At 72.8% G+C, this 13,515-nt stretch carries 9 protein-coding genes; 3 read left to right on the top strand and 6 right to left on the bottom strand.

Going from position 1 to position 13,515, the window contains the following annotated elements:
* Positions 1 to 50 precede the first annotated feature (50 nt).
* From GBN72_RS05990 to GBN72_RS05980, 3 genes are read right to left on the bottom strand one after another with little or no spacing between them, the layout of a single operon-like run.
* Entirely contained in the window at positions 51 to 1,613 is a 1,563-nt protein-coding gene (locus GBN72_RS05990) for an APC family permease (protein ID WP_151770522.1), read from the bottom strand.
* The gene (locus GBN72_RS05985) at positions 1,610 to 2,464 is read right to left on the bottom strand and encodes a universal stress protein (RefSeq protein ID WP_151770521.1); all 855 of its coding nucleotides are present in this window, start codon (positions 2,462 to 2,464) and stop codon (positions 1,610 to 1,612) included. The genes GBN72_RS05990 and GBN72_RS05985 overlap by 4 nt, the downstream gene beginning before the upstream one ends.
* Entirely contained in the window at positions 2,461 to 3,861 is a 1,401-nt protein-coding gene (locus GBN72_RS05980) for a flavin monoamine oxidase family protein (RefSeq protein WP_151770520.1), read from the bottom strand. The genes GBN72_RS05985 and GBN72_RS05980 overlap by 4 nt, the downstream gene beginning before the upstream one ends.
* A 138-nt stretch (positions 3,862 to 3,999) precedes the next feature.
* Between GBN72_RS05980 and GBN72_RS05975 the strand changes: the two genes are divergently transcribed.
* Together GBN72_RS05975 and GBN72_RS05970 are read left to right on the top strand one after the other, a co-directional pair.
* On the top strand, positions 4,000 to 4,650 hold the full coding sequence (locus GBN72_RS05975; protein ID WP_218042019.1) for a TetR/AcrR family transcriptional regulator C-terminal domain-containing protein: 651 nt from the start codon (positions 4,000 to 4,002) through the stop codon (positions 4,648 to 4,650).
* Between the two features lie 154 nt (positions 4,651 to 4,804).
* Positions 4,805 to 6,097 (top strand): SGNH/GDSL hydrolase family protein, encoded by a 1,293-nt coding sequence (locus GBN72_RS05970; RefSeq protein ID WP_151770519.1) that lies wholly within the window; start codon positions 4,805 to 4,807, stop codon positions 6,095 to 6,097.
* Positions 6,098 to 6,254: 157 nt separating this feature from the next.
* On the opposite strand, the gene GBN72_RS05965 is transcribed toward GBN72_RS05970, so the two are convergent.
* On the bottom strand, positions 6,255 to 9,266 hold the full coding sequence (locus GBN72_RS05965; protein ID WP_151770518.1) for a carbohydrate binding domain-containing protein: 3,012 nt from the start codon (positions 9,264 to 9,266) through the stop codon (positions 6,255 to 6,257).
* Positions 9,267 to 9,689: 423 nt separating this feature from the next.
* Here GBN72_RS05965 and GBN72_RS05960 point away from each other — a divergent pair, with 423 nt between their 5' ends.
* The gene (locus GBN72_RS05960; protein WP_164540402.1) at positions 9,690 to 11,018 is read left to right on the top strand and encodes a HEAT repeat domain-containing protein; all 1,329 of its coding nucleotides are present in this window, start codon (positions 9,690 to 9,692) and stop codon (positions 11,016 to 11,018) included.
* 46 nt (positions 11,019 to 11,064) lie between these two features.
* Here GBN72_RS05960 and GBN72_RS05955 read toward each other — a convergent pair whose 3' ends face one another.
* Both GBN72_RS05955 and GBN72_RS05950 read right to left on the bottom strand, forming a co-directional pair.
* On the bottom strand, positions 11,065 to 12,246 hold the full coding sequence (locus GBN72_RS05955) for an MBL fold metallo-hydrolase (RefSeq protein ID WP_439959739.1): 1,182 nt from the start codon (positions 12,244 to 12,246) through the stop codon (positions 11,065 to 11,067).
* Positions 12,247 to 12,519: 273 nt separating this feature from the next.
* Entirely contained in the window at positions 12,520 to 13,347 is an 828-nt protein-coding gene (locus GBN72_RS05950; RefSeq protein ID WP_246212270.1) for an SGNH/GDSL hydrolase family protein, read from the bottom strand.
* Positions 13,348 to 13,515 lie beyond the last annotated feature (168 nt).

The following is a 13,515-nucleotide window of genomic DNA, read 5'->3' as shown; positions in this document are numbered from 1 at the left end:
GGTCCCGTCGAGGCCGACGGGGCCGGCCCGAAGGCCGCGGGAGGCGGACGTCAGACGGTGCTGGTCGAGTCGCTGCGCGGGACGGTCACGCCCCGGAAGAACGCGGGCCGGCGCAGCCGCTGCGTGATCATCACGACGACGCCCAGCAGCAGCACGCTGATGCCGAGGACGAAGACCAGGCCGATGCCGCCGATCTGCGATCCCGAGCCGTACGACGGGTCCATCGAGTCGTAACAGGTCTGGACGAAGAAGACCAGGAGCAGGATGCCGCCGGTCCCGGGCAGCAGGCCCTTCATGAGGAACGCCCTGGGGCCGCGGCCGAGTTCCTTGCGGAAGTACCACACGCAGGCCAGCGCCGTGATGCCGTAGTAGAAGCAGACCATCATGCCGAGCGCGGTGATGGTGTCCCAGAGCACGTCCTCGGACAGCACCCGCATGACGGCGTAGAAGGCCGACGCCACCAGCGCCGCCGCGACCGTGGCGTACCCCGGGGACTGGAACCGCGGCGTGATGCGGGCGTAGGACGGCGGCAGCGCCCCGTAGTGGCCCATGGCGAGCATGGTGCGTGCCGGGGACACGAACGTCGACTGGAGCGAGGCGGTCGACGAGGAGAGCACGGCGAGGGACATCAGGATCGCCGTCGGCCCCATCACCGGGCCGGCGAGTGCCGCGAAGACGTTCTCCTGGATGTCGGCGTTGCCGAGTCCGTGAGCACCGTCCGAGACGCCGGAGTAGCTGAGCACGCCCAGGGCCACCGCCATGTACAGGGCGACGATGACCATGATCGTGGTCAGGGCCGCGCGCCCCGGAGTGGTGGCGGACCCCTTGGTCTCCTCGTTGATGGTGAGGACGACGTCCCAGCCCCAGTAGATGAAGACGGAGAGGGAGATGCCGGCGGCGAAGGACGAGAAGGAGTCCACCGCGAACGGGTTGAACCACTCGGGGCCGATCCGGGAGGCGTCGAAGGCCGTCCCGTCGCCCACGTGGCCGAAGGCGGCGACGGAGAACCAGATCAGGACGCCGACCTGGAAGGTGACCAGGACGTACTGGACGGCCTTGGTCGCTTCGAGCCCGCGGTAGGAGACCCAGCAGGCCAGTGCCATGAACACCAGGCAGGTGGCGACGTTGACCGGAACGTTGCGGGTGAGCTCGGCCAGTGCGTCGTCGCCCGTGATCTGGGCGAGGAGCAGGTAGAAGAAGTCGACGGCGATGCCCGCGAGGTTGGAGAGCACCAGGATGGTCGCGGCCAGCAACCCCCAGCTGCCCATCCAGCCCACCCACGGGCCGAAGGCCCGCGACGCCCAGGTGAAGGTGGTGCCCGCGTCGGGCATCGCCCGGTTCAGTTCGCGGTAGCCGATGGCGACCAGGAGCATCGGGAGGAAGCCGACGAGGAAGATCGCCGGGAGCTGCTCCCCCACGACGGCCGCGGTCGGGCCGAGGGCGCCCGAGAGCGTGTAGGCCGGGGCGATGCAGGAGACTCCGATGACGACCGCGCCCAGCAGCCCGACCCGCCCTTCGGCCAGGCCTTTGTCGCCGCTCTCGCCGCCGCCTGTTCCTGTGCCGGTGCCGGTGCCGCTGTCGCCGGAGGTGGTGCCCGCGACGGGAGTGGTCATCGCTCTTCTCCATCCGTGTGCGGCACGACCACCATGGGGATGGGCAGGTGCCGGAGAATCCTGGCGGCCGTGGTTCCGAGGAAGGTGCGCCGGCCCGGCGCGAGGCGGGAGGAGCCGATCAGCAGGACGCCGCGCGAGTCCCAGGTGACCGAGTCGACGGCCTGCTTCATGGTGCGGCCCTGACCGATCTCGACCGTGGCCCTGCCGCCGGTGAAGTCCCGGGCGGCGGCGGAGATCAGCTCCGTGGCGTGCTGCCGCGCGGGCTCCTGCGCGCCGTGGTGCTCGTCGACCTCCAGCAGCGAGACGAGGTGCAGGTCGAGGCGGGCGCGGCGCGCCGCCTCGACCGACTCCCGCACCACCAGCTGCGCCCCGGGGCGGGTCCCGACGGCGCAGTAGATCCGCTCCAGCAGGCCGGGCGACTCGTGGCCACGGGGCACCAGGGCGACGGGCACCGGCGAGGCGTGGAGCAGCTGGGTCGCCACCGGGCCGACGGTGAAGCCGGGGCCGCCGCCGGAGGCCGTGCCGACCACCACCAGGCGGGCGTCGAGGTCCGCCGCGGCCTCCAGGATCCCCTGGGCGACCGAGCGGTGGCGGCGGATGTGGGTGTGGACCGGCACGCCGGAGGGGACCGACGCCCGCGCCTCCTCGAGCCACTGCCCGGCCTGGTGCTCGACCAGCGGTCCGACGTCCGGCGCGGGCGGGTACGTCGCGCCGAAGGGGGTGTCGGAGCGGACCACGAGCACGATGTCGAGCACCGCCCCCAGGGACCGGGCGAGGTCCGCTCCCGTGCGCAGGGCGACCTTGCTCCGTTCGTCGCCGCCGTACGCGACGACGTAGTGCGGGGCGCTCATGACGTCTGTCCCCGGGACGTGTCCGCGAGCTCGTCGAGCAGTTCCTCGGCGGTGACGCGGCCCATCCGGAGCGCGCCCTCGACGTGCAGGTAGCCCTCGGCCGCCAGGTCGGAGCTGGCCCAGTGGATCGGTCCCACCGGGGTGCGCTGGTCGGCGCCGTACCGGGTGAGGCCGCCGAGGTCGAAGGTCGCGCCGTAGGCGCCCCGGGTCCACTCCTCGCTGCCCCAGTCGGACTCGTGGTAGACCACCGGGTCGAGCGCCCGGTCGCCGAGGTAGGAGGCGACGGACCCGAGGACGCGGCGGCGGCGTTCCTCGGCCGGCAGGGCGAAGAGCGCGTCGGCCTTCTCGTCGGAGACGAAGCCGACCAGGGTCCCGCGGGTGTCGCCGTGATTGGTGTTGTCGTAGACCTCCTGGACCAGCTCCCCGGCGCCGAAGCCGGTCCCGGAGAGGCCGTCCTCGCGCCAGAAGGGCGTCTCGTACACCGCGTGCACCTTGATCACCAGACCGAGGGAGAGGTGCTGGTGGAGCTGGTGCTGGCGGCGGGGCAGCGGCGGCTCGTACGAGACCCGGGTGTACAGGTTCGGCGGCACCGCCATGACGACCTTCCGCGCCCGGACGGTGACGCGGTCGGAGACGACGGTGACCCCCTCGTCGTCACGGCGGACCGTGCGGACGGGGGTGGACAGGTGGACGTCGTCCCCCAGCGCGGCGGCCATGGTCTCGCTGACCGACTGCATGCCGCCGACCACCCGCCGGTCGAGGATGAAGTTCTCGTCGACGAGGTTCGAGAAGGAGCCAGCGGACGCCGCCATCAGGAGCGCCTGGAGCGTGGAGAAGGAGTGCGCGGGCTTGGTGAGCATGCCGCCCGCGATGAAGAGACCGATGTTCCGGCACGCCTCCTCGTCGTCCGACTGCCGGCCGAGCCAGTGGTGGAAGGAGATCGTGTCGAGTGCGCGGGCCTCGGGGTGCGCCCAGGGCTCGGTGGCGCCGACCTCGGCGGTGAGCGCGTCGAGGAGCTGGATCAGGCGCTCCATCTCGGCGGCGGTCTTCTCGCCGACCGGGAAGCGGTCTCCCGTGTAGCGGGTGCGGGTGCCGTCCGGCGCGACGTAGACCGAGTCTCCCTCCCGGTGACGGGCGTAGGTCTCCAGGCCGAGCTCGTCGAGGAGGGCGAGCAGCTCGGTCTGGTCGGGCGAGACCCACTGGCCGCCGATCTCCAGCCAGGCGCCGTCCACGGTGTCGCTCCAGGTGCGCCCGCCGACCCGGTCGCGGGCTTCCAGGACGGCGACGCCGACGCCGGCCTCGCGGAGACGTCGGGCGGTCATCAGGCCGGCCGGTCCGGCGCCGACGACGACCACGTCGCGGTCGAGGGTGAGGGGGGTGGGCTGAGGGCTGTGCATGGTGCCGGGGCTTCTCTCACGAGACAATATGAATGCCGCTCATTTAGCCCGGGCGGCGACCGCCGCGTCAAGAGGCCCGGGGCAGGAAGTCGCCGGTCCGCGGCGCTCGCCCGAACGGCGTCATGAGAAGGTGACGCGGTGACATCTTCCGAACGGCCGCGGCGCCGGGGGCGCCCCACGGCGCCACTGCTGTCGCAGGAGAAGATCACCCGGGCGGCGGTGGAGCTGATCGAGATCCGCGGCTACACGGCGCTGACCATGGCGGCGCTCGCACGCCAGCTGGGGGTCGCGCCGTCCGCGCTCTACAACCACGTCAGCTCCAAGCGGCAGCTGCTGCTGTGGCTCCAGGACCATGTCAACCAGGAGATCGACTGTTCGGACTTCGGCGCGCGGCCCTGGGACGCCGCGCTCGAGTCCTGGGCGCGCTCCTACCGCGAGGCGTACGCGCGGCACGCGCTGCTCGTCCCCGTCATCGCGGTGACACCCATCGCCGGATCCCCGCACACGGTCGCGATGTACGAGAAGGTCGCCGCCGGTCTGCGCGCCGGGGGGTGGCCGGACGACCAGGTCATGGACGTCGTCGTGGCGGTGGAGTCCTTCGTCCTCGGCTCGGCCCTCGACGCCGCCGCGCCGGACGACATCTTCGACGTCCCCGGCGACCAGGCGCCCGTGCTGGCGGCGGTGGTCGGCGCCCGGGTGGGCCGGGACACCGCCAGGGCCGCCTTCGACCTCGGCCTCGCCACGGTGCTGGCCGGGCTCCGGGACCGGTTGAAGGCCCTCGGAACGTGACGACACCTGTGGGCGCCCGCCCGGAGGCACGGCTCCGGCACGCCGCTCCTCGCCCGCGGCCGGCCGTGCTCCGGCGGATCGCGCCGCTGACAGGCGCCTTGTGTCCTCCTGACTTGCGAGCGCCCCTGGTCCCCAGGCAACTCAAGGACGCCTCATGCCCAGACGCCTTCTCGGTCACCTCGCCGTGTTAGTCACCGGCCTGGCGATGCTGCTCGCCGCTCAGCCTGCCTCCGCGGACACCACGCGGCCCGCCGCCGCCTGGACGGGGACGTGGGCCGCCGCCCCCAGCGCCGTGCCCGCGAGCAGCACGCTCACCTTCGGGGACCAGACCCTCCGCCAGGTCGTGCGCACCAGTGCCGCCGGGCGCGGCGTCCGCGTGCGGCTGACCAACGAGTTCGGTGCGACGCCCCTGGTGATCGGCGAGGCCCGGGCCGCCCTGGCCGCTCCGGGCGAGCCCGGCGGGATCCGGCCGGGCACCGACCGCCCGCTGCGCTTCGGCGGCCGCACCACGGTCACCCTGCCGCCCGGCGCCCGGCGCTGGAGCGACCCCGTCGCGCTCGACATCCCGGCGGGCGCCGACCTGACGGTCAGCATGTACCTCCCGCGCCGCACCCCCGCCACGACCGTGCACAACCTCGCGTACCAGCACGGCTGGCTCGCCCCCGGCAACGTCACCGGCGAACCGGCCGTCGAGCCGACCGCCACGGTCACGTCGTGGTACTTCCTGTCCGGCGTGAGCGTCGGCGGAGGCCCGCGCCCGGGGTGGTCCGGGGCCGTCGTCGCCTTCGGCGACTCCATCACCGACGGCGCGGAGACCACCCTCGACGCCAACCGCCGCTGGCCCGACCGGCTCGCCGAGCGCTTGCGGACCGGCCCGGCGCCGGCCCGTCTCGGCGTCCTCAACGCCGGCATCAGCGGCAACCGTCTGCTGCGCGACCCGAATCCGCCCGCCGGCACCCCCGCCGAGGACTACGCGGCTTTCTTCGGCGAGGCCGGCCTCAAGCGGTTCGAGCGCGACGTGGTGGACCAGCCGGGCGTCGCGTACGTCGTGGTCCTGCTGGGGGTCAACGACATCGGCCAGCCGGGCGGTGGGGCGGCCCCCGCGGACGAGGAGGTCACCGCGGCCGAGGTCGTCTGGGGCCACCGGAAGCTGGTGGCGATGGCGCACCGTCACGGGCTCAAGGCCTACGGCGCGACCATCATGCCGTTCGAGGGCGACGACCTCGGCTTCCACACGCCGGAGCGGGAGGCGAGGCGCCAGGCCGTCAACGCCTGGATCCGCACCGGCGGCGTCTACGACGCGGTCGTGGACTTCGACGCCGCCACCCGCGACCCCGCGCACCCGGCCCGGCTCCTCCCCGCCTACGACAGCGGTGACGGCCTGCACCCGAACGACGCCGGGATGAAGGCGATGGCGGACGCGGTCCCGCTCCGCCTGTTCCGCTGACGGTCACGGCGCTCGGGAGGCCCGCCGGCGCCGCCGGGACCGCCGGGACCGCCACCGGCCCCGGTAACGCGATCGTCCGCGGGGTGACGGAGGCACAGGCGTGCCGGTGCCCCGGCGGACGGTGCGGGCGTCCGCCGGGGCCGGGCCGAGCGGTGCTCTACTTCAGGTACGTGCCGGTGGCGCCGATCTTGCCGGGGCCGTTGAGGACGTAGACCCGCAGGTTGCCCTTGCCCGGCGCGCCGACGGTGAGCTTCCCGTCGGTGACGACCCGGGTGTCGCCGGTGACGGCGTCCCGGTAGGTGCCGTTGGGGATGCCGGTGTAGGTGGCGGCGTGGGTCACGGTGACCAGGGCGAAGCTGTCCGTCCCGCCCGCGGTGTAGCGGCGCTTGTAGGCGATCTCGCCGCTGATGCCCTCGGTGGAGTACTGGCCCATCTGCAGGGCGGGGATCGCCCGGCGGATCTCGTTGAGCCGCTGCACGTGCTTGACCAGCGGCTGTGCCAGCGTGGTGGCGACCGCGCCGGTGGCGGTGTCGACCTTGCCGAACTCCGACGCCTTCACCTCGCCCTCGAGGTGGTCGCCGTAGTAGGCGCGCCCGGTGGTCGCCAGCGGGCAGGTGGGCCCGCAGTCGATCTTCTTGCCCTTCTGGAACTCGATCTCCGAGCCGTAGTAGAGCGTGGGGATGCCGCGGAAGGTCCACATCAGGGACATGTTCTCGGCCCAGGCGTCGGTGCCGCCGGTGTAGCGTTCGCCGCTCTTGTTCGGGCCGTAGTCGTGGCTGTCGACGTAGACGACGTTGTACGTGGCGTCGTTGACGGAGTCGTCGGAGTCCTTGCCGTTGTGGAAGGCGTTGGACGCGTCGCCGAAGTTCATGTGCATGCGCATGTCGATGATGTTCATGCCGGAGAACCTGCTGTGGTCGGGCGCGTGGTAGTCGTTGCCCGAGAGGAACGCGTTGGCGGACGTCGGCTGCGCGGCCGTGCCGGCGTTGTTCTCGTACTCGTACATCTCGAGGGCGGCCTTGGCGTCGTCGGCGCTGTACTCCTTGCGCTCCTTCCAGGTGAAGAACTGCGCGGAGTGGTTGACCGAGCCTCGGTTCCACTTGTCGTTCACGAAGGCGCCGACCTCGCCGAAGACGAAGAAGTTCTTCGCGGCCTCGGCGCCGTGCTGCTGGGTGACCCGCTCCTGGATCGCGGGGAGGAAGCGCCGGTTCCAGGTGGTGCGCGGGATGTGCACGGCGGTGTCGACGCGGAAGCCGTCGACGCCCATGTCGATGTACTTGTCGTAGGCGCCGATCAGGTAGTTCTGGACCTTGGCGCTCTCGGTGTTGAGGTCGGCGAGGTCGTCGTGCAGCCAGCAGGAGCGGGAGTCCTCGCCCTCCCAGTTGCCCAGCCAGCAGGTGTGGTAGATGTCCTTGGGCCAGGTGCCGGACGTGGCGTTGGGCCACTGGCAGTTGTAGATGCGGTAGCCCTCGGGCGAGGTGGACGGCGTGGGCTGCCCCCAGTTGACGCAGGTGTTGCCGGTGGGCTCCGCGGTGGACCACAGGTCGCCGTTGTAGTACGACTTCCCGGACTTCGGCTCGACGGACAGGCCGTCGTACTCGAAGGAGGAGTTGGGCTCGTCGTAGTACCAGCTCCACTGGGCGTCGCGCACGCCGTAGTGCTTGGGCGTGAACAGCCCCTTGGCTCCCCAGCGCGAGGAGTGGTTGTAGACGACGTCCTGGTAGATCTTCATGCCTTTGGCGTGGGCGGCGTTGATGAGGTCCTGGTAGGACGCGCCGGCCGACTCCAGGCGGCGGTCGACCTTGTAGAAGTCGTAGCCGTGGTAGCCGTGGTAGTCGTAGTCGGAGCGGTTGAGGACCACCGGGGTGATCCAGACGGCCGACATGCCGAGGCCCTTGATGTAGTCGAGCTTGTTGATCAGGCCCTTGAAGTCACCGCGGAACATGGGGTCGTCGTTGGCGGCGTTCCCGGAACGCTCGTGCTGGCTGCCGCCGCGGTTGTTGGAGCTGTCACCGTCGTTGAAGCGGGCGGTGAGGACGAAGTAGATCGGGTCCTTGCGCGGGTCGGTGCCCAGCGGCTTGCCCTGGGCGGGGGCGGGCGGCCGGTCGCCGGTGGTGGCGGAGGCCGGCGCCGACGCCGCGGACAGGTTGCCGGCCGCGTCGGCGGCGCGGACGGTGAAGGTGTAGGCCGTCCTCTCCTCCAGGTCCGCCACCGACAGCACGGTCGACCTCACGTCGGTGACCACCGTGCCCTTGGTCCCGCCGGTGCGGGTGACCTGGTACATGGCCACCGACTCGTTGTCGGTGGAGGGTTCCCAGCTCAGGACGACGGCCACGCCGTCGGCCTTGGCCGTCACCTTCGCCGGGACGGTCGGCGCCTCGGTGTCCGGTTCCTCGGCGGCGCAGGGGTCCGCGGCGTTCTTCGCCACGACCCGGTCCTTCACGGTGCTCACACCGGTCGCGATGGTGTAGTCCGAGCCGTTGTTGTTGTCCCACACGCCGTTGCCGTTGTTGAACGCGGCCTTCATCGACGTCGCCGCTCCGAGGTCGACCGTCCTCCGCGTCCAGCCCGTGCAGGCGGCTTCCATGCCGACGCCGGGCACGGTCGTCCAGGCGCCCCCGGCGGGCATGTAGTGCAGGTTCGTGGTGGTCCAGCCGACGCTCGCGGTCGAGTAGTACACGGTGGCGGTGTTGGCGCCCTGGGTGGGGCTGGGGCTGGGATCGGGGTCCGTGCCGCCGGCACACGGGTCGCTGTGGGCCACGACCCCGTCCTTGACCGTGATGGCGCCGGTGCCCAGGTCGTAGTTCTGTCCCGCGTTGTTGTCCCAGGTGCCGTTGCCGTTGTTGAAGGTGGCCTGCAGCCCGCCGGCCGCACCCAGCGGGACGGTCTTCTTGACCCAGTCCGTACAGGCGGCCTCCATCGCGACCCCGGGCACGGTGGTCCAGGAACCCCCGTCCGGGGCGTAGTGCAGGTTGTACGCCGCCCAGTTCTTCGTCTTCGTGTAGTAGAAGACGGTCGCCGTGGACTCGGCGGCGGCCACCGGCACCGCGTCCGCCGTCATGGGGGAGGTGGCAGGCATCGCCATGAGCAGGCTGAGCGCGCCGGCGGCGGCCGTGACGGCCGCCAGGAGGCGTCTCAGCGGTCTGTTGCGGGGCGTGCGTTCTTTCATGCGTGATCTCCAGAGGGCTGGGCGGTCGGGCCGGGGCTTCGAGGACGGTGACCGCCCGCGGGCGGTCGGGCCGCCCTTCGTGCCCGGTGCCTGACGCGCCGTGAGGGGGAGGGGAGAGACCGGTTGCAAGTTCTGTCGGAATTTTTCTGCAAGGAATTGCGACGGGATGGTTACAGACGCTCGGCAGGGACGTAAAGGGGTCCGGCACGGACTGGTGCACTCGCGTCCGGAGATCCGGCAACTGTGCAGGCCGACCGGGGAGTTCGACCGGTCACGCTCCCACGGGACAGCTGATTGATCATGGATCACCGAGCGCGAAACACTCCCCCTGCGGGGGCGTCCGGCAGAAGATCTTCCGGGCTCCGGCCACCCGCCCGGCCGGCGCCTCCGCGTTGTCCGTGGCTGCCGTTACCGTTCCGGTTCATGGACAAGGATCAGGTGGCCGCGGCGCTCACCGGCTCCGGGAGGAGCGGCACGCAGGCCCGTGACGACCTCGTCGCCCGGGGCGCCGAGATCGTCACCGCTGTGGTGGAGTTGCTCTGCGCCGAACCGGAGCGTGTGCCGCGGCGCGTGTGCTCGGACGTCCTGGAGCGCATCGGCACGCCCGCGATCGGCCCGCTGCTGGAAGCTGTCGCCGGGGGCGACGCGACAGGGGGCGACGCGGCCGCGTGCTGGGGCGCCGTGGCACTCAGCCGGCTCCGGTTGTCCGACCCGGCCGACGGCCTGCCGTTGCTGGACCACCCGCACCCGACGGTGCGCGGGAGCGGACTGATCCTCCTGCGCCGGCAGGGCGAGGCCGTGGTCCGGCGCTTCCTCGGCCCGGTCGTCGCCGCTCTCGGCGACCCCGTGCCGGAGATACGCCGGCAGGCGACGGAGGCCCTGCGCGGCATCGGCGACGAGGCGCTGCCCGTCCTCGCCGGCCTGCGCGGGAATCCCGCCCCCGCTCCCCGCGTGCGCGCCGGAGCCCTGGAGGCCCTGGCGGAGATCGGCGGCCCCGCGGCCCTGGGCCAGCGCGACCGGGAGGCGCTGCGCCGCCTCGTGCGCGTCAAGCTGCTCGACGAGGTCCCTCGGCCGCCGCACCTGTGCGGCACCTGGTACGCCGTCCCCACCCACGACCAGGCGGCCGTCCTCGACGCCTTCGGTCTGACCGCCGCCGAGCCGGTCACCCTGCGCGGTGGCGCCTGCGCCTGGAACCACGACTCCCATGCCATGAGCAGCGGTCCGCACGCCGGGTGCAGCCGGGTCTTCGTCAGCCCGGCCCTCGACGGCTGGACCCTCGTCTTCGGCGACACCGCCGAGGACGCCCACCGCCTCCGGAACGACCCGGAGGGCGAGGCCGGACCCGTCGCCCGCGCCCGCTGCGCGGCGCTCAGCGCTCGCTTCGGGTCCGCCCATTGGTACGGCATGAGCTGCGGCGACGGCTGGACCGCCTGGTGCGTCGCGGAGCGGGGCGAGGTGGTCCGCCACTACGACGTGTACGAGGCCGCGGAGGGTGGCGACGACGGCGTCGGCGCCCCCCACCCCGCGGAAGCCGGGCTCCTCCTCCCGCACACCGAACCGGACGACGACGCGGACGACGCGGACGTCCTCGCGCACTACGAGGCGCAGTGCGACGCGACCGACGTCGCCGCCCGTCTCTCCGTCGATCCGGACGCCCTCGGACCGCACACGGTGGTGTCCGGGACCGGCGTCCTCGCCCTGACCGCGTGCGGGCTGGAGCACGGGCATCCGGCGGGGGCGCTCGGCCTCTGACCGAGGCCGGGGCCGGGCGCCCCGGCCGGCGCCCGGCCCGGCCGGATCACCCCGCGGGGCTCACCGCTCCGCCGGCCGGCTCCGGGCCGGCCGCCGGGGAGACCTCGGCCGCCGCCTCCGCCTGCCGGCGCCAGGGCCGTTCCAGCGGCGCGGACACCGCACGCCACCACGGGTCGGCCGGCAGGTCGCCGCCCGGCGCGAAGGGCTGGCCAGGGCGGGGGAAGGCCACCGGCTGCCCCGCCTCCTCGGCGACGTCGTGGAGCCATTCGGCCGGCTCCGCCCACGGGTGCAGGGCCAGGTTGAACGTGCCCCAGTGGATGGGCAGCAGCGCCCCGCCCGGCGTGCCGCCCTGGAGGTCGAGGTGGGCGCGCAGGCCCTCGGCGGGGGTCATGTGGATGTCGGGCCAGTGCTCCGAGTAGGCGCCGAGCTGGATCATCGTGACGTCGAAGGGGCCGAACTCGGCGCCGATGTCCCGGAAGCCGTCGAAGTAGCCGGTGTCACCGCTGTGGTAGACGCGGTGGCGTTCGCCGACGACGCTCCAGGACGCCCACAGGGTGTGCTGGGTGTTGCGCAGCCCGCGGCCGCAGAAGTGGCGGGCGGGCGTCGCGGTGAGGGTGAGGGAGCCGACCCGGGTCGACTCGTGCCAGTCGAGTTCGCGCAGGCGCGCGCCAGGGACGCCCCAGCGTTCCAGGTGGGCGCCGACGCCGAGCGGGACGGCGAAGATGGTGTCGGTCCCGGCCAGTGCCTTGATGGTGGGCATGTCCAGGTGGTCGTAGTGGTCGTGCGAGATCACGACGACGTCCACCGGTCCCAGTGCGGCGAGCGGCGCGGGGACGGGGTGGAGCCGACGGGGGCCGGCGAAGGTGACCGGGGAGCAGCGCTGGCCCCAGACGGGGTCGAACAGCACCCGGTGGCCGTCGATCTCGGTGAGCACGGTGGAGTGGCCGAGCCAGGTGACCCGGAGTCCGTCGGCCGGCGGGGTCGCCAGGTCGGCGAGGGTGGTGGGGTGCAGGGGTATGGGCCGCGCGGGGGCGCGCAGCGCGCGGGCCTCGCGGTCGAAGAACCCCTTGGCCAGCTCGCGCCGCGAGGACGGGTCGGGTGTCGTGCGGGTGGGTCCGGCCGGGTTGCGGAAGACACCGTCGGCGAAGTGGGGCGAGGCCTGGATGCGGGCCATCCGCTTTCCCCGGGCCTCGGCGCCGAAGGCCTCGGGACGCAGGCCCCGCAGCAGCGACGCGCCCGCCGCGGTGACGGATCGGGAAAGGGAACCGGTGTCGCTCACAGGTGGCCTCCAGCCGCTGTGCCTGATCGGGTGTCCTCGAAGGTGCGCGTGTCCATGCTCCTACGGACGCGGGCGTCGTGCTTCACGTTGCCTCGATCCGTGCGCCCCGGGCCACCGATCCGGCCACGCGCGGGCGATGCGGGCGGTGCCCCGCCGGTCCGGCCGTCGCGGCCCCCGGTGCCCATCCGGTCCGCGGACCGGCGGGGCACCGGGGGCCGCGGCTCAGACGGCCCTGGCGAGCCAGGACTTGAGGTCGTCGAGCGCGAGGGTGCCCTTGGCGACGACGGTGTCCCCGGAGGACCGGCCGCGCAGGCGCCGCCCGATCCACGGCACCAGGTGCCCGCGGGCCCAGTGCACGTCGTCGAGGCGGACCTCCAGGACGCCGCGCTGGGGCAGCGGCGGCCAGGGCTGCTCGGGGTCGGCGGGGACCTCGAGGCCGAGGACCTGGCCGGCGCGGAGCGCCACCCGGGTGTGTCCCTCGGCGGAGAGGTGCAGCCGGTCGTCGTCCCAGGCGCGGCGGTCCTGGACGCTGCGGAGGGACCACAGGTCCAGCACCCGGCAGTCGTAACGGTCGGCGATGGCCCGCACGTGCCCGTTGTACGTGGCGATCTTGCCCCGGAGGTGCTTGAGCACCGGGACGCCGCGGGTGTCGAACCCGGTCGCGACGAGGACGCTGCCGGCCGCGGACGCGAGTTGGGCGACGGCCTTCTCGAAGCGGTCGGCCACGTCGTCGGGGTCGGTGCCCGGGCGGAGGATGTCGTTGCCGCCGGCGCAGATGGACACCAGGTCGGGGGCGAGGCCGCGGACCTGGGGCACCTGGTCGGCCACGATCTGGTCGAGGAGCTTTCCGCGCACGGCGAGGTTGGTGTAGCGGAAGTCGCCCTCCGGTCTGCGGTCGGCGAGGAGCACCGCGAGGCGGTCGGCCCAGCCGACGAACGTCCCGTCGGGGCCTTGGTCGCCGACGCCCTCGGTGAAGCTGTCCCCGACGGCCACGTACGACCCGACCGACCCGATCACTGTTCTGCTGTCATTCTTCGAATCGTCTGCCACATCCAGGCATCTTTCACCTTCGGATGTGAGCTACGCGACCGTAGGGAGGGGTTGACGGTGGGTGAGAAACGCCACTCGTCTTTCGTCACCCCACCGCGAGCCCGGAGGGAGCCCGCACGGCGCACGGACAGCGCCGGACGACGCACGCCGAGGGCCGCACTTCCGGAA

Origin of the sequence: Streptomyces abyssomicinicus, from assembly GCF_008974245.1 — a bacterium.
GTDB classification, from domain to species: domain Bacteria; phylum Actinomycetota; class Actinomycetes; order Streptomycetales; family Streptomycetaceae; genus Streptomyces; species Streptomyces abyssomicinicus.
This window is presented reverse-complemented; position numbering and strand designations above follow the sequence as displayed.